This is a genomic window from Leeuwenhoekiella polynyae, from assembly GCF_004104075.1.
In the GTDB taxonomy this organism is placed as follows: domain Bacteria; phylum Bacteroidota; class Bacteroidia; order Flavobacteriales; family Flavobacteriaceae; genus Leeuwenhoekiella; species Leeuwenhoekiella polynyae.
Genome location: NZ_QOVK01000011.1, coordinates 92406 through 110520 on the forward strand (window position 1 = coordinate 92406; position 18115 = coordinate 110520).

Annotated in this window: 10 protein-coding genes; 5 read left to right on the forward strand and 5 right to left on the reverse strand. The window is 41.3% G+C overall.

Annotated features, from left to right (window positions below; genetic code table 11):
• Window positions 1-9: 9 nt before the first annotated feature.
• From DSM02_RS12550 to DSM02_RS12570, 5 genes are all read right to left on the reverse strand, one after another.
• Window positions 10-2418, reverse strand: coding sequence for a TonB-dependent receptor plug domain-containing protein (locus DSM02_RS12550; protein WP_128765967.1), 2409 nt, complete (start codon window positions 2416-2418; stop codon window positions 10-12).
• A gap of 242 nt (window positions 2419-2660) precedes the next feature.
• The gene (locus tag DSM02_RS12555; RefSeq protein WP_128765968.1) at window positions 2661-4421 is read right to left on the reverse strand and encodes an alkaline phosphatase; all 1761 of its coding nucleotides are present in this window, start codon (window positions 4419-4421) and stop codon (window positions 2661-2663) included.
• On the reverse strand, window positions 4411-5547 hold the full coding sequence (locus DSM02_RS12560; protein WP_128765969.1) for an alkaline phosphatase: 1137 nt from the start codon (window positions 5545-5547) through the stop codon (window positions 4411-4413). Before DSM02_RS12560 ends, DSM02_RS12555 begins: the two co-directional genes overlap by 11 nt.
• A 68-nt stretch (window positions 5548-5615) precedes the next feature.
• Window positions 5616-7424 carry a RagB/SusD family nutrient uptake outer membrane protein gene (locus DSM02_RS12565; RefSeq protein WP_128765970.1) on the reverse strand — a complete coding sequence of 603 codons (1809 nt, stop codon included), beginning with the start codon at window positions 7422-7424 and terminating at the stop codon, window positions 5616-5618.
• 20 nt (window positions 7425-7444) lie between these two features.
• Window positions 7445-10384 (reverse strand): SusC/RagA family TonB-linked outer membrane protein, encoded by a 2940-nt coding sequence (locus DSM02_RS12570; RefSeq protein WP_240674051.1) that lies wholly within the window; start codon window positions 10382-10384, stop codon window positions 7445-7447.
• A 1337-nt stretch (window positions 10385-11721) separates the two neighbouring features.
• Here DSM02_RS12570 and DSM02_RS12575 point away from each other — a divergent pair.
• From DSM02_RS12575 to DSM02_RS12595, 5 genes are all read left to right on the forward strand, one after another.
• Window positions 11722-12783 (forward strand): pyridoxal-phosphate dependent enzyme, encoded by a 1062-nt coding sequence (locus DSM02_RS12575; protein WP_128765972.1) that lies wholly within the window; start codon window positions 11722-11724, stop codon window positions 12781-12783.
• Between the two features lie 4 nt (window positions 12784-12787).
• Entirely contained in the window at window positions 12788-13867 is a 1080-nt protein-coding gene (locus DSM02_RS12580; protein ID WP_128765973.1) for a DUF1611 domain-containing protein, read from the forward strand.
• Between the two features lie 8 nt (window positions 13868-13875).
• On the forward strand, window positions 13876-14931 hold the full coding sequence (locus tag DSM02_RS12585) for a mandelate racemase/muconate lactonizing enzyme family protein (RefSeq protein WP_128765974.1): 1056 nt from the start codon (window positions 13876-13878) through the stop codon (window positions 14929-14931).
• Window positions 14932-15091: 160 nt separating this feature from the next.
• Window positions 15092-16168 carry a glycoside hydrolase family 43 protein gene (locus DSM02_RS12590; protein WP_128765975.1) on the forward strand — a complete coding sequence of 359 codons (1077 nt, stop codon included), beginning with the start codon at window positions 15092-15094 and terminating at the stop codon, window positions 16166-16168.
• Between the two features lie 11 nt (window positions 16169-16179).
• Window positions 16180-18111 carry a family 43 glycosylhydrolase gene (locus DSM02_RS12595; protein WP_240674052.1) on the forward strand — a complete coding sequence of 644 codons (1932 nt, stop codon included), beginning with the start codon at window positions 16180-16182 and terminating at the stop codon, window positions 18109-18111.
• The last annotated feature ends 4 nt before the right edge of the window (window positions 18112-18115 follow it).

The following is an 18115-nucleotide window of genomic DNA, read 5'->3' on the forward strand; positions in this document are numbered from 1 at the left end:
TTTAAGCGATTAAAATTTATTGATTGAATAATTAAGTTTTAAGTAAAAGGCGCGTCCCGGTTTTTGAACAGAAAGGTTATCGTAAACCGGTTTGTCAAAAATATTTTTGACATCAAAACTCATAACAAAGTTGTTTCCGGGAAATGCATAACTCACCCCTATATCCTGAGCCAACTGTTCCGGAACTTTAAAGAAATCATCTCCTACCGTATTGGATCCTTGCGGAACCAGGTATGAAAATTCACCCGTGTAGTACAGGGTATAGAATAGATTTAATCTTGATTTCTCCTGGATTAAATCTTTAAATGAATACCTCAAGTTTCCATTCATTGTTAAAAATGGAGTGTTAGGCACATCTATTTCTACGCCTCTGTTTTCTATTTTTAAATCGAATTTTGAAATATTAAAATTGACACCGAAGTTGTTATCGTAGCTATAATTAAACTGTGCGTCAAAACCTTTAGAATTACCACTACCTTGATTAACATATACAATTAACTCTTCATCTACATTAAGCGAAGTCTCAATAGGCAGGCCTATTCTATCTTTAATATTTCGGGTAAATAAATTGGCGGATACACCAAATTGGTTTTTATTAAGATTGAATGTTCCCAATCTAAACCCAAGATTGTAATTTTTACTCTGCTCAGGATTAATACTATAATTGGCAACAACATTGTCGCCATCATTACCAAATATTTCAGTCTCATTAGGCAGTCGCACTGCTTTTTCTGCAGAAGCTAGTAAAGTAATATTAGGTAATACAGCATAAGAAAGCGCAAAGCCATACCCATTATAAGTTTTATTACTGCTTATTACTTCATCTACAAGCTGATTGTTTCCGGCTGCATCTGTTTCAATCTTAGGATCTACATTTATCGTTTTTTGCTGATAGTATTTCCCAAATAAGCTTGCTTGTAACCTGTTATCAAACGCGCTGAACTCATAGGTCAGCGCAAAGATATTTTTGCGTAAATCACGCGTACCTACAAAAGTATTTTCTAAAACCGATCGCAACGCATCACTGTCTTGTCTGTCAATACTGCTAAAAACATGATTAGCAAGCACTTTATGGTTTTTATTAAAAGCATAAGCTAAACCGGTACGTACAGATGTAACATTTCGCTCTATTTTAGCAAGGGTAGGACCTCCTTCTTGTTGTGAACCCCAAGTGTACTCATATTCATTTCCTCTAAAGTCAACTGCAGGTTCTCCATTCCAACTGTAAGCTTGAGCTACAGTGTCACTCAACTGACGATTACGTTTTCCGTAATAGCCATTTACATTTACGTCGAAACCTTTAATAAAAAGATCCTCTTTCTGGTAGATCAAATTAGCCAGACTAGCATCAGATTCATAAAACCTTCCTTTATAAGGTCTTGTCGTCATAAATGCACCATGCTGCACTTCATTATAATCTTCTGAACCGTTAAAGCCTACAAAAAATTGATCTGCCCATTTTACATCTGTAAAACCTACCTGCACCAAACCTCCTGTAGACCTATACGCATCATTAAATCTTCTGGCCGTGATAGGCGTTTGCACACCTCCCAAACCGGTTATTACAACGCTTCTTCCTGAAACTTTATAATCATTATCAGAATAATTATGAAATCCAGAGGCTTTTACAGTAAAGCCAGATCCATCAAAGCGATATAACCCGTTTACACTAGCTTGTAGTGTATTAAAAGAGCCATAAGAAACTGAAGCATTGAAATTTGTATTAGTCGCTTGATTGAGTACAATATTTATTGCTCCACCTAAAGCATCATCAGATAAATATCCGGGAACTACACCTTTATACACCTCAATACGCTCTATCATTGAAGGCGGAATACTGTTTAAATTGTAAGAAGATCCAAAAGTAGAAATGGGAATACCATCTATAAAAATACGCACTGCACTACCAGACAAACCGTTTAAAGAATACTCAACATTAGAGCCTAAGCCTCCATTTTGACGAATTTTTACACCTACACTAGTATTTAATAATTCGTTAGTTTGAATATTGCGCTGTGCAGCTTCATCGGTTTTTATTACATTGAGTGCAAAACCTTTTTTTTCCATTTTAGACTTTGCAGACTCTCCGCGTAAAGCCACTTCCTCCAACTCATAATCCTTATGATTTTTAAGCTGAATGTCATGACGCACATCAACATCGGTAATAACAACCTGATCAAATTCTATATAATCGCCACTGGTAATTTCAAGATTGAATGTACCTGAAGGCAAATCCTTAAACTCATACTTACCCGACCCATTAACGGTTTTTGTACGGGAGAGACTTCCGCCGCTTAGTTTGATTTGAGTACCTAAAACAACATAGCCATTAGTATCTTGAATAAAACCGCTCAAATCATATTGAGCCGCAACAGCAAATGGAATTATAAAGAAAAGAAGGAGTATTTTTTGTTTCATCTATAGGTTTGTTGCCAGCAAATTTATACTTATTTAGATTAAGTACAAATAAAAATAAAGAACAATAGAATTCCTTCCTAAGCCCTATATATTCAGGTATTAAAACCTTTTACGTGAATTATAAACAAAAAAATTATTTTTAATAAAACTAAATAAACACGTATTAAAACGTCAATTCTCTATAAAAAAAGCCCCTTCCTGTATTTTGGAAGAGGCTTTCATTTTGTAAAAAACAAATGTTATTATGGGTGAAGGGCTTTTAAAATTTTATCAAAGATCTCAGTATTCTCATAAACACCTCTAAACTCTTGCGCTTGTGGACCATAAGCAAAAACCGGCACCATAATTCCCGTATGATTCGTCGTTAAGAATTCGCCATGCAATTTACCTGTTTTCAGATCTCCACTTATAATGCCAAACCCCGAAGTTTCGTGGTCGGCTGTTATGACTACCAATGTGTTTTTTGTTTTATCTGCAAACTTTAAAACTTCAGCGATGGTTTGATCAAAATCAAGCATTTCCTGTACGATTCCGCTTGTATTATTTGCGTGTCCGTTGCTGTCTATCTGTGCTGCTTCAATCATCATGAAAAAGGGTTTTTTAGTGTTCTCTAAAATGTCAAGTGACTGTTTTACACTATTGGGCAAGAGCGCTCCGCGTCCATCAGCAATTGAAGGTACTTTTCCATCACCCACATAAACCGCTGTTTTTTCCTTTATAGTATTAAAGTCGGTTAAGTTTTTTATGTGATACGAATCGGGTAGCAATGCCGCTTTAGACTTTCCACCGGCAATAAAGAAATCAATCTCACTTCCTTTTAAATCAGCAAGAATTCCCTGAGCATCATCGCGCTCTTTACGGTGTGCATAAAAGGATGCCGGAGTAGCCCCGTCAATCGCATCGGTTGTAATCAAACCAGTTGAGAAGCCTTTAGTCCCCAGAATTTCAGTGATGTTTTGCAGCGGTTGATCATCAGGTCCTACGCCAATCGCCCGATTATGTGTTTTGGTACCGGTAGCCATCGCCGTAGCTCCCGCAGCAGAATCGGTAACCAGATCGTCTGTTGAGGCAGTTTTAGAAAAGCCGATATCTTTCAATTGGGTAACCGTCAATGCGCCTCCATTTGCTATTTGACCCGAAGTGATTTGCGCCAAACCAGTACCGTCACCAATCATCAAAATCACATTGACCGGAGTAGTCTCATAATCGAATTGAAATTCCGGCTGATAGACTTCGATTTTCTGCGTATTTACATAAGTGTTTTGATCCAGAGTTTTAAGGTAAGTAACCGCTTCTCCCGGAGTATCAGTATTGATAAAATCTACTCCAAGATCTGCAAAACGCGTCCATGCAATCTTAGTATCGGGACTGCCCCAAAAGCGAAACTTCTTATTCACCTCATGCGCTTTTGCTATTGCTGCTTTTACCTTTTTGAGTTCAGGAGCGACCATATTCCCAAAACCATTCCATACCGAATAATCTTTATAATTCACACTGATCAACGCTACTTTACTGAGGTCAATCTGATCTAAATCCTCTAAATCCTGATAATCAAACTGAATAAAATCCGGATAATTCTTATAGGTTTCTGCTGCCGGTCTGTTGCCTGAAATCACAAACGTAAGTTGATCTGTGTTGGCCAATTCCTGGTTTTGAATTGCTTTTATTACTGCTTCTAAAGTAGTTTCAGCATCAGATTTAATATCGATAAGCACATGGAGGCTTCTGAGTTTACCTTCTTCACTCAACTTTTTTAGCGGTTGTAAGTACAACTGATCTAGTGTGTTCCCTGTAGAGATCTCATCTTCAGTGTGTGTAACAAAAAGGGTGTCGTTTTTTAAAAATACGTCGGCTTCAATACTGCTCGCCCCACCTATATAAGCTTCCCAAAAAGGAAATTCTTGTGCATAATCGTTATGTGAATGCACATGGTAAGCGGCTTTTTGTTGTGCAAAGCTTTGGATACTGACACATAACAAAAAGATTAGAACTCTATTTTTCATGCTGTTGATTTTTGGCATTTATGGCTTTTAAAATTTTATGATAAATGGCGCTATTCTGGTAAATTCCTTTAAAATTTTCAGCGCCTTTTCCTGCCGCAAAAACAGGGATTAACTCTCCGCTGTGCTGATCTGTGGTAAAATAAACTGCAACCTTCTCCGGAACTTCAGTTTTCTCACCGGTTTCTTCGTCAACCTCATAGTATTTCCCAATGCTTGCCCCTCCTGTCTCGTGATCTGCAGTAATGACCAAAAGCGTATTTGGATGTGTTTCTACATAGTCTAAAACAGCGCCGATGGTTGTATCAAAATCAGCTACTTCTTCAATCATCATTTCAGGGTTCATATCGTGTCCGCCCCAGTCTATATACGATCCTTCAATCATCAGGAAAAAAGGTTTTTCGGCTTTGCCAAAATAATCAAGCGCCTCTAAACTAGCTTCCTTTAAAAAGTCACCACGCCCCTCTATTTTTGACGGAAGCCCTTCGTCTTCAATAATAAACGCATTACGCATCCCGGCTTTTGAATTGCCCAGCTTAAGGGTGTCCAGATGGTAATTATGCTCCAGTAACGTACTAAACAGATTCTTCCCGTCACTCCGGTTGCTCAGGAATTTACGGCCACCGCCCGCTAAAAAATCTACGTCGGCGGTAACGAGCTGTGCAGCAATTTCTTCATGCATATCCCGGTCTTTAACATGTGCATAAAAAGAAGCCGGCGTGGCATGGGTGATTGAGGTGAGCGAGATGAGGCCGGTTTGATAGCCATCCTTTTTCAACTTCTCTAAAATCGTTTCCTGTGGAATCGTGTCTTTTGAAACTCCTATCGCACGCTTATAGGTTTTTTGCCCGGTGGAAAAAGCAGTTGCCCCGGCTGCCGAATCAGTAATTTTATGACTGGTAGAATAGGATTTGTGCAGGCCTATTTCTTCAAAGCGTTCAAAATTGGGTGTACTTTCACCAAAATAAAACGCACTCGAAACCTGCGGAATACCCATCCCATCTCCAATCATCAAGATCACATTAAGAGGTTCTTCCGTTTGAGTTTCCTGAGCATTAAGTTTTAATAAACAGACGTTTACCAGCAGCGCACCAAGCACAACAAGACTTTTCTTCGTTACATTCATCATTTGGTATTTTTAAAAATTTGAAACGGCAGAACTTGCGTTCCGCCATTTCAAAAATAATGTACTACATATTAATATCCCTTATTTTGCTCCAGATATCCCGGGGTATTAGAAGCCCCGTCAATCGCTTCCTGAGGAATCGGGAATAATCGATGGTTTGGATCACTATCGGTTTTTGAAGTCCATGAATCTTCGTATGTACCGAAACGAATCTGGTCGCTACGACGTGCCATTTCCCAGTAGAATTCAAAACCGCGCTCACGCAATAAAGTTTCTAAGGTAATGCTGGTTAAAGCTGGAGGGGTTTGATCTGGTCTTGCATTACGGGAAGCTCTAAGGGTATTAACATCTGTTAGTGCTCCGGCGTTATCGCCCATTCTAAGTTTTGCTTCAGCGCGCATTAAATACACGTCAGCCAAACGCAATAGAATAAGATCTACACTGCTGTAATTGTTACCATTATCTGAGGTCTTACTGAATTGCCACTTCGCAAAACGGTAACCGCTTGCATAACCTGCGCTTCCATCCAGACTAATAGCTAGTGTATGGTCTACATAATAGGTAATGTCTTCAGGATCTGAACCATTTTCACGTGCTTCAGCAAGCGGATAAATTCTAAAGCCGCTGTTGCCATTAGCATCGGTACCGGTCATAAAATTTCCTGATCGGTAGTTTTCTTTTCGAGGTGCCCACATCGTACCGCGAATGATTCCACGATCGATTTCAAAATCAGAACCTGCGACGAAGTAATGGTCTTTATCTGTTTTGAACCCTAACGTATCTCGCTTATATGGCGTTAATCCTGAAATATCTTCCAAGTCATCAGGGACTTGTGCATTTTTCTTATAGAAACGGGCATCGGCATCGGCAGGATCTACACTTCCGTAAGCATCAACCCAATACTGATAGAAATCAGGTGTTGCGGCAGGACCGTCTGTACCATCCATACTTAGATAGAAATCTCCCGGTCTTGGAAATAACGAACCCGACATCGACCAGTAGGCCCAACGATTGTGATCATTATTCAATACTCCTCGTAAATCTAAAGCGAAAATCAACTCTGCATTGTCGTGATTCTCATCATTGAACAGGTCAAAATATTCTGAAGAAAGTGCATAACTTCCGTCATTGATGATTCGATTAGTATAGTTTATCACCTGAGTCATATCTTCATCTGTGAACACGGGAGTTCCGTAAGGGTCTCTATACACCCCTGCATTGAGATACAACTTAGCCAAAAATCCATAAACTGCATGGGGTGTTATACGCCCCTTACCATTGCCAGGGCTGATAGCATCTACCACCGCCAGAAACTCTGCTTCGATATAGCTTACCGCTTCTGCACCTAGTAATACTTCTGAAGTTTCTGAAGTAGCTTCCTTTTTGAAAGTAAGTCCCCAGCTGTCTAAAAACAGCATATTTTCATAAGCGCGTAAGGCCCGCATTTCTGCCAATCCCTGAATGGCTTCAGCATCGCCTGCTTCGGCAAGCGGTGTTAATACATCTATTGCTGCTACGGTTCTAAACAATGCGGTAGTGAGATAACTCCATGATTCGGTAACCAAACTGTTGCTTGAAGACATCAGGTGTCTGTGTGCGGTGGTATAGGTATCATTATCTGCCCATTGCGTTCCACCCAGCCCGGTACGCGGGGGTAAGATCGCTTCGTCTGAAGGAATTTCCTGCAGCCCAAAATAGCGGGTATGTCTAAAGGTTTGCGGTAAAATACCGTAAGCCGCAGAGATCGATCCGGAGACAGGCTCTGCTAAACCGTCAGTTCCGGTTAGCGATTCGTCTAATATTTCTTCTTCGAGGTCTGTACAATTCCAGAACAGTAAAGCACTAAGCCCTACAACCAGCGTGAGAATTCTATAATTCATTTTAAGCAGTTTTTAATTTTTTAGAAGGATACATTTAACCCGAACACAACGGTACGTGCTTTTGGGTACGTGAAGTAGTCAATACCATACGATTTTGAATCGCTGGAGCTACCCGTGTTTAATTCTGGATCAAAACCGGTGTAATCGGTGATGGTAAACAGGTTTTGTCCGGTTACTGATAAACGCACATTCGTCAACCATTGTTCCAACCCGATCACCTGAGGGTCTAAGCTGTAAGCTAAAGTGGCATTATTCAAGCGCAAGAAAGCACCGTTCTCCAGATAACGCGTAGAAACCGTATTGGAGTTACTGGGATCTTCATTAGCATACTCGATGGCTTGATCTGTAGTGTTCAACGAATTGGCAATCTGTGTTTTATTAAACAAACTCATACGGGTGTGGTTATAAATTTTATTACCGCTAACCCCGTTAAAGTTCAATCCCAGATCAAAGTTCTTATACTTGAATTTAAGGTAGAATGCATACAGAATATCGGGCACCGCACTTCCTGCTGAAATACGATCACTATCATCTATTTGACCGTCGCCGTTAACATCGGTAAACTGGCTGAGACCATCTGCTCCAATCCCATTGAATTCTCTAAGGAAGAAATTACCTATAGGTTGATCATTCATATACCCGTTGATGGTCGCTCCGGTTTGTCCTGCACCGCTGGCAGTACCGGTAGTTACAATGGTAAAAGGAGAATCGGTTATCTCATTTTTAATGTATGAAATGTTACCTCCTATATTGTAAGAAAAATCCCGACTGCGATCGCTCTGGTAATCTAAAGCCAACTCGATACCGCTGTTCTTGATCTTCATCCCCGGTATGTTTTGCCACTTATAGCCTACCTCATCAATAGGATCTTGCGTTGAGAAATACAGCAATACATCATTGGTTTCCTTCAAAAAGTAATCTACCGATCCGCTTAGTTTATAGTCCAGAAAACCAAAATCTAAACCAATATTGGTTTGTGTCGTTTCTTCCCACTGCAAATCAGGATTTGCCGTACGGGCGAAAACCAAACCGTAATCATACCCTTCCCGGGTAGTGATAGCATCATTTAAGGGATAAATATCATTATCTGCAAAACTTTCGCCATAGCTTAAACGTGTTTGTTTTGAAGGGATTTCCTGATTTCCTGATTTCCCCCAGCTCGCTCTCAACTTTAAATTGTTGATCCCTGAATCTGCCATAAAATCTTCTTTGAAAATATTCCATCCTAAAGCCAAAGAAGGGAAAGTTGCATAGCGGTTGTTTTCACCAAATTTGGTCGAACCGTCAGAACGTAAGGTAGCCGTCACCAAATATTTGTCTTTGTAATCGTAGTTTACACGACCAAAAAACGACTGCAATTCATTGCTGGTCGCGCTAGAAGTCTGACTGTAATTATCACCCCGCGCTTGCCCCAATTGGTAACGCGGTTCGATTCCGTTATCGGGGAAATTTTCAAAATAAAAATTCTTAGCATGGATAAAGAATTTCTGGTAGGAATGTCCTGCCAGAACTGTAAGTCCGTGATCGCCAAAATCGGTAACATACGTGAGGGTGTTTTCAACGAGTGTATTTCTATTTGTGGTATATGCTGAACTCACCGAACCTTCAGCATAATCAGGATCTGCAGAATACGGCATATATTGAATATCCCGGTCTGTTGTAGAATAATCCACCCCCAGATTCAGCTTATAGGTTAACCCATCTATAAACGCTAAGGAAGGTGAAATATTAGCGATCATTCGGTTGTTGTTTGAAAAGTCTCCGTAAATATCCTCAAGGATCAACGGATTCAATCCTGTACCAAAAACCGTAGGTTCCCCATTTGTATAGGCCGGAGTAGTAGGATTTAAACTCAGCATATTACTCACTATAGAACTGGTATTGGGTCTGGTATTCTCGGTACGGGTAGCAGTTAGGTTCAGATCAACCTTGAGACGATCATCCCACCCCTTTTGAGTGACGTTAGCACGTGCAGAATAGCGTTTGAGATCACTATTATTGATGATCCCTTCTTGATCATCAACGCCTATCGAAGCAAAATACGATGTACTTGCTGTACCACCACTCATCGAGAAGTTGATGTTATTGGTAATTGCCGTGCGAGTAAGCTCGTCCTGCCAGTCGGTATTAGCTCCGTTATCGCTTAAGCTTCCGCCTATTTGTGGAATGACCGTTCTAAACTCCTCTGCAGAAAACACATCGATCGTATTGGCGATACTAGAAATTGCAGTTGAAGCCGAAAAGTTCATTTGCGTTCTTCCTGCTTTTCCTTTTTTAGTTGTGATGACCACTACCCCGTTTGCTGCACGCGAACCGTAGATCGCAGCTGCCGAAGCATCTTTCAATACGTTGATGGACTCAATATCCTGAGTATTGATGAAGTTTAGCGGGTTTGTTGCCAAACCGTTTCCGGAGTTATCTAAGACAAAGCCATCAACCACATAAAGGGGAGAGGTTCCTGAACGCAAGGTTCCTACACCACGAATGATGATATCCTGACCGGCTCCCGGTTCCCCACTGGTATTGGTAACATTCAAACCAGAGACTTTACCTTGTAATAAGTTACCCGGGTTATTGACTACCCCTTTATTGAACTCATCGGCAACCACAGAGCTTACAGCTCCGGTTAAATCAGATTTTTTTTGAGTCCCATAGCCTACCACCAAAACTTCATCAAGTTCTGAAGTATTTGCCGAAAGGTTAATGGTATAATTGGTCTGTTGAGAAACGGTAATTGTAGTGGTTTCAAACCCTACATAAGAGACTTCGAGTACATCACCGGGATTGGCAACTATACTGAAATTACCATCAAAATCTGTAGTGGTTCCGCTTGAAGTTCCTTTGACCTTAACCGATGCTCCCGGTAATAAAACCCCATCGTTATCGGTTACCGTTCCGGTTATGGTTTGTTGAACAGCTATCTCTTCAATATTTGAAACTGCCGATGTCTTAAATTCCACAAGCGGTGTTTTCGCCTGGGCTTGAGTAGAAAAAAATACAATTGAGGCGAGGGCAACTATATTCTTACATGTAATAGTATTATTTTTAAAATTCATGTTTAAGTAATTGATTGGACACAATGCTTAATAATGGATGGCGCAGTTGTTGGTAGCAACTGCGTTTTTTTGTGGATTTGTGCTACATATTTTAGTGGGTTTATGCGTTTCTTTTCGCAGTGCTAAATAATTGAATTTCTCAATAAAAGGTTTTACTTAAAGGTTACGCGTGGGTTAAATAAGCGAGTTCAGGATTGTTTTAGACGTTAAATTCCTTTATACTGCTTTAGCTTGCTTTTAAAGCAGCATAGCATCTGTATTATAAGGTTTTGCAGCTCAAAAAAAAATCAATCTACTGAATAGTACGCAAGGTTTTTTTTATGATCTTAGTTAACACAGATTAGCTATCCTTAATAATTAATTAAAGTAACTGTAAAGAATTTGTTTGGGTATAGGGACGACTTAGACCCTTTTAAGTTTACGTATACCTCTGGAAAAGCTCCCCTATTTTTAGAGTCAAAAAGTATTTACCGAATACCTCTGCTTTTAAAAAAAGTTTCCCGTTATATTCAGATACTATCCTAAGACGTTCCGGTGTCTTTAATCAGCTTAATCCATCTGATTAGCCCAAAGTATTGTCTACTGAGGTGAGCCATGACTGAAGGATTTATTTTTGAACTTCCTGTATGTAGTTCAAAATAGCTTTTCCAACTTAGCATTTTATTTACTTAGAAGTTAAGAAAATCGATAAGCGTATTTTCTAAATTGCCGGTCCACTGCTGTTTACCATCTTACAGCTCATAGAGGTTCCTGAAGTTATACCAGAACCTGCATATGATGTTTTTGAATGCTATATCATGGGTTGCCCTCGAGTGGGTTACTGAGGCGGTACCCATTGGGTAACCCATTAGTACCTCTTGTACTTTTTCCGTTAACGGGAGCGCTTGATCTTTCAACCACTATAGTCTCATAAGGTCCTAAATACATCTTTCTGTATAGGGGCGATTTTATTCTTGCCGTCGCCATAGAAAAATGAAATTTACACAGTGCTGCTTCACAAACCATTGCACTCATAGAAAAAGTAGGTATCGTAAAATCAATTCTTAATCTTACTTGCTGCGTAATTTCACACTTCTGGCAATTTATCTTGGACACGGAAACCACTCTGTAAATAATGTATTTACCTCCTAAAAGCTAACAAAACCTTAGCAAAATACTTTCGAGCTCAACTGCAAAATTATATTACATTAGTTCTTATATTATAGAACTAACTAGTCGTTCCCTTAAATTTAAAATAACCTGTGCTACTACGTGATGGTGTAAAATCTGCAGCTTTAAAAGTATCTTCAGAAACGCAAAAACTCAGTGATTTTGTCAAAGATAAGAGCAAATCATTGGTGGACCGCCTGGAAAGTTTTGAAGACATCATAAACCTTGAAGTAGGCGATACCGGTCTCAATCGTGCCAAAGCATTAGAGCGCGAGTTTGATATCAGGCAGTTATACATCAAATACGAAGGCGACAATCCTACGGGAACGCAAAAAGACCGCATTGCGTTTGCACAGGTTTACGATGCCCTGCGACGGGAGTATGAGGTGGTATCCCTTGCTACCTGTGGTAATTATGGAGTGGCAGTAGCACTGGCGGCAAACCTGGCCGGAATACAGTGTCAGATTTACATCCCCGAATCGTATCACACCGAACGCATCATCGAAATGCAAAACCTCAACGCACATATTATACGTCTGCCTGGGAGTTATGAAGATGTGGTTAAGGCTAGTAGCCTTCTTGCTGAGCAAAACGAGTGGTACGATGCTAATCCCGGAGGATCAAACACCCCTTTACAGATTACGGCTTATGCTCAGATCGCAAACGAAATTGTAGAAGAACTGGGCGATGCGCCTAAGTACTGTGCGGCACCGGTTTCTAACGGGACCCTTTTTGCCGGTATTTACCGCGGTTTTGTAAGCCTCTATAAACGGGGTAAGACCTCTCGTATACCTAAAATGATCGCAGCCTCTTCTACGCATAAAAACCCCATTATCCAGTCGTTTAAACTGGGACTTGAAGTATGCAAAGACCTCAATCCCGAAGCGATAAAAGAAACCAAATACAACGAGCCGCTTATCAACTGGCACAGCTTTGACGGCGAAGAAGCTTTGTATGCGTTGCGTGAATCAGGCGGTGAAGCCTATAACATAAGTGATGCAAAACTTAAAAAAATGACCTCACTGCTGCTTCAAAAAGAAAGTATGCGCGTATTGCCGGCATCCACTGCCGGGCTTATCGGCTTACTTGAACTGGACGAAAAACTAAATTTAGAACCAGACCGCTTTGTGGCGGTACTAACTGCAAAATATTAATACAATGAAACAAGCTATAGACGGCAAAGCACTGGTATACTGTGACGGCGCCTTCAACACCCCTAACGGAAAAACAGCACACGGCCTCGTACGTTTTACTGAACGTTACGATGTGGTAGGTGTGATCGATCATACCTACGCCGGTAAAGATGCCGGTGAGGTCTTAGACCAAAAACCAAACGGAATTCCCATTTTTGAAAACTTTGACGCAGCACTTGTTGCTTTAGAATCTCAAAACAACTTACCCAAATCTCTGGTGATTGGGCTTGCGCCTGACGGCGGAAGACTTCCGGCCATTGCAAAAGAAACTATCAAAAAAGCATTGGAGCGAGGCTGGAATGTAGACAGCGGACTTCATGATTTTCTGACCAATGATAAAAATCTGGTAGATATCGCAGCTGAGAAAGGTTCGCAGATTCGGGACATACGCAAAACGCCAGACCGCGATAAACTGCACTTTTTTACAGGAGATATCGAGCAGGTTGACTGCTTAAAACTGGCGGTTTTGGGTACCGATTCGGCTATTGGGAAACGCACCACCGCCTGGATTATCGTGCATGGTTTCCGCAATGCGGGATTAAAGGCTGAGATGATAGGTACCGGACAGACTGCCTGGATGCAGGGAGCCAAATACAGTATGGTGATGGACAGTTGCATCAACGATTTTGTTTCGGGTGAGATCGAGCATGCTGTCGTGAGTGCTTATAAAAATGAAAAACCAGACGTGATCGTGATTGAAGGTCAGGGTAGTTTGATGAATCCAGCCTATCCCGGCGGTTTTGAAATTCTGGCTGCAGGAAGACCCGATTATGTCATACTGCAGCACGCTCCAAAACGCATGGAATATGATGGGTTTCCGGGGTATCGTCTGCATTCTTTGAAAGAGCAAATCAATGCCATTGAGGTGATCTCAGGGAGAAAAGTAATTGCCATAACCGTAAATCACGAGGAGATGACACCTGACGAAATCATTCCCGCCTGTGAAGCGATTACACAAGAAACCGGTTTGCCGGCTTTTGACGTTTTGGCCCACGGATCAGAAGGATTGATCCGTGTATTGCAACAACACCTTAAAAAACACTAAGCGACTTGATGAAGATAAAACAAGTCACTTTTGAACAACTCGACCTTAAGCTTTCGGAGCCGTATACCATCGCGTATGAGACGATTGCGCATACCACAAATTTCATACTCAAAATAGTCACCAGTAGTGGACTTACCGGCTTTGGCTGTGCTGCTCCTGATGTAGTAGTAACCCTTGAAAGTCCGGCGCAGGCAAAAGAAACCATTGAAAACATACTCATTCCCTACCTGATAGGTAAAGATGCGATGATGTCTGTTCAAATTCTGGAAGAGCTAAAAACCTTGCTTCCTACTTCGTCTTCGGTATTAGCAATGACCGATATGGCGCTTCTGGATCTCAAGTCCCGAAAAATGGACGTGCCGCTCTATCAGTTTCTAGGCGGTTACCGGCACAGCATTCCCACAAGCATGACCATTGGTATTCTCACCGTAGAAGACACACTCAAAGCAGCTGCAGCATATCACAAACAAGGATTTTTTATACTGAAAGTCAAAGGGGGACTGTCTGTTGATGAGGATGTTGAGAAAATGATACGCATACGCGAATTGTATCCGGACATGGTTTTGCGCTTTGATGGCAATCAAGGCTATTCGGTGGAGCAAGCACTTCGTTTTTTAAAACAAGCGAAAGCCGCGAAGATCGAACTATTTGAACAACCCACCGCAGTGGGAAAAGATCACAATATGGGCCAGATCACCCACCGTACAGCTACTCCGGTGATGGCAGACGAAAGCCTGAAAAATCTGGAAGATGCCTTTCGCCTTGCGCAAAACAGCCGCATCAATATGGTAAACATCAAACTCATGAAAGTGGGTGGAATACGGGAAGCCATGCACATCAATTCAGTAGCCAAATCAGCTGGATTTGAGGCCATGGTGGGCTGTATCGATGAGTGCGCTCTGGGTATTTCAGCAGGATTGCATTTTGCACTTTCACGAGCAAATATCAAATATGCTGATCTCGATGGACATCTGGATATTTTAGATGATCCTTTTTCCGGAATTTTCTCGCTTAAAAAAGGTGTGTTATATCCGAGTGAAGCTCCCGGCCTCGGGGTACTTTGATTAACTCAAACAGGTTTCCTTTCCAATAAAATACATACCGTTGATCTGAAATATTTCAGCTGCTTTATAAAATAGGTTTTTTAGTTATAAATGTTTTATTTACATTTATTATTTATTTAAAGTATAAGGCTTTGAATAATCCTATTAACCTTTCGTATTTATGGTATTCCTTTTTAGAAATAATTTCTTTGCTCTAACGGTTTTAGCACTTCTTTTAGCCAATTGCAACAGCATTAAAAACCAAGCCGTTAAAGACTCAGAATCGAGCAGGAGTGCCTATCTGATGACTTACTTTAAAGACGATGATCACAGTCTGCATCTGGCTTTAAGTACAGATGGTTATACGTTTACTGATGTAAATGCGGGTAAACCTGTGGTTGCCGGAGATACCATTGCGAGCCAAAGAGGCATACGCGATCCGCACATCACCCGCGGTCCCGATGGTGCTTTTTATGTCGCGATGACCGACCTGCATATTTTCGCTAAACAAAAAGGCTATCGCGAGACCACATGGGAAAGACCTCAGGACGCATACGACTGGGGAAACAACCGCGGCTTTGTATTGATGAAATCTTATGATTTGATCAACTGGACGCACAGCAATTTTCTTTTTGATGAGCATTTTCCCGAGCTGAAAAACATTGGTTGTGCCTGGGCTCCGCAGACCATTTACGATCCCAAAGCAGCTAAAATGATGGTGTATTTCACCATGCGATTGGGCCACGGTCTTACCAAAATGTATTATGCGTATACCAATGATGACTTTACGGAAATCGTCACCAAACCCAAATTGCTATTTACCTATCCCAATCCTGAAGTGCAGGTCTTGGATGCAGATATCGCCCCACTGGAAGATGGGCGCTATGTGATGACCTACGTCGCTCAGGAAAATCCCGGTGGAATTAAGCTGGCATTTTCAGATCACGCCAATGGCGGTTATACGTATGATGCGGAATGGATCGATCAGGAACCGGGTTCGTGCGAAGCCCCCAATGTCTGGAAGCGCATCGGCGAAGATAAATGGGTCTTGATGTATGATATTTTCAGCATCAATCCGCACAATTTTGGATTTTTAGAAACAACCGATTTTAAAACCTTTAAGAATCTGGGACATTTTAACGAAGGCGTGATGAAAACAACCAATTTCACTTCGCCTAAACACGGTGCAGTGATTACCCTAAGTCAGAGAGAAGCCAAAAATCTGGCTGCTCACTACTCAATGGATTTAAATTTCTAACTGAATTGGATATGAAAACCTTTAGAACAACCACATTATTTCTTTTTTTAAGTCTTTCCTTAAATCTTATGTTTGGCCAAAACCCAAAAATGGACGGCTACCTGTTCGCCTATTTTGAGGGTAAGGGTGACGGAGACCAACAAGAGCAAGTACGCTTTGCTGTAAGTGATGATGCCATACACTGGAAAGCCTTAAACGGAAATAAACCTATCGTTTCTTCTGCTGAAATATCCAGTACCGGCGGGGTTCGCGATCCACATATTTTACGTGGTGGTAAAAAGGATGGTTTCTATATGGTTGCAACCGATATGTACACGCGTAAAAATGGCTGGGATTATAATCCGGGAATAGTTTTAATGCATTCTGATGATTTGATCAATTGGAAATCTTCCGCGATTAATCTCGAAGAAACTTACCCCGAAAAATTTAAAAATAATAAATGGGTTTGGGCTCCACAGACTTTTTACGATACTAAAAAGAAGAAATACCTCGTCTATTTTACAGTGCGCTCCTACGACAACCTGAAGCTTGACTTTTATGCGGCCTATGCCAACAAAGACTTTACAGCTTTTGAATCTACTCCAAAACTGCTTTACAGTGCCAAAGACGGGGCTATAGACGGTGACATTATCTTTAAAGACGGTCTGTACCATTTGTTTTATAAAGGAAATACTAAAGACGAAAACGGCAAAGAAATTCAAAATGGAATCAAGCAGGCTACGAGTAAAAAGCTTTTAGGACCCTATGAAGAACGCTTCGATTATCTGGATGCCTATGCCGACCAAAATACCACGGTTGAAGGAAGTTCGGTTTTTAAGTTGAATAACAAAGACGAGTACATCCTTATGTATGACCTGTATTCCAGCGGGCGTTATGAGTTTCAACGCAGTACCGATTTGTACAACTTCACTACGGAAACCGAGTCCTTTACCAAAGACTTTTTCCCACGCCACGGCAGTGTGATCAGCATCACCAAAGAAGAAGCCAAACGCCTGAATGCAACATGGGGCGGCGTTCCTCAAGCGCTATTAACCGAAGCAGACGGAACCTTTCCGTTCCAATCAACAGGAAATCCCATAATTACGCACAAATACACTGCAGACCCGGCGGCATTAGTAGAAAATGACACCTTATGGCTGTTTACCGGTCACGATTATGAAGGTGGACAAAAAGGCTATAAAATGAAGGACTGGCTGGTGTTTTCAACCACTGATACTCAGAACTGGACCGAGCATCCGGTTCCCCTAAAAATTACCGACTTCACCTGGGCAACCAGTGGTGATGCGTATGCCGGGCACGTAGCCAAAAGAAACGGCAAATACTACTGGTACATCAGCACCAACTGGAACGGGATAGGCGTTGCAGTGGCCGATCAGCCACAGGGTCCTTATAAAGATGCTTTGGGGAAACCGCTTTTAACCAATGAAGATTGTTTTGCCTCTTCTCATAACTGGACTTGTATTGATCCCGCAATTTTTATAGACAAAGACGACCAGCCCTGGATTTTCTGGGGCAACGGGGTTTGCTATTACGCAAAGTTGAAAGACAATATGATTGAGATTGACGGTGAAATCAAAAAAATAGATTTTGAAGGCCTTGACTTTACCGAAGCTCCCTGGGTGCATGAAAAAGACGGCACCTACTATTTAACCTACGCCACCGGTTTTCCTGAAAAAATCGCCTATGCCACGGCAAACGCGGTCGATGGGCCTTATACCTACGGTGGAATCCTAAATGAACTAGCCGGAAACAGCAATACCAACCATCAAAGCATTGTTGAATTTAAAGATGACTGGTATTTTATCTACCACAACGGCGGTATTCAGACAGATGGAGGGAGCTACAGCAGATCGGTATGTATTGACAAGTTGATATACAATGAAGATGGAAGTTTAAAACGTGTGCAAATGACCACCGAAGGCTTAGCTCCTATTAACGAATAGCTTT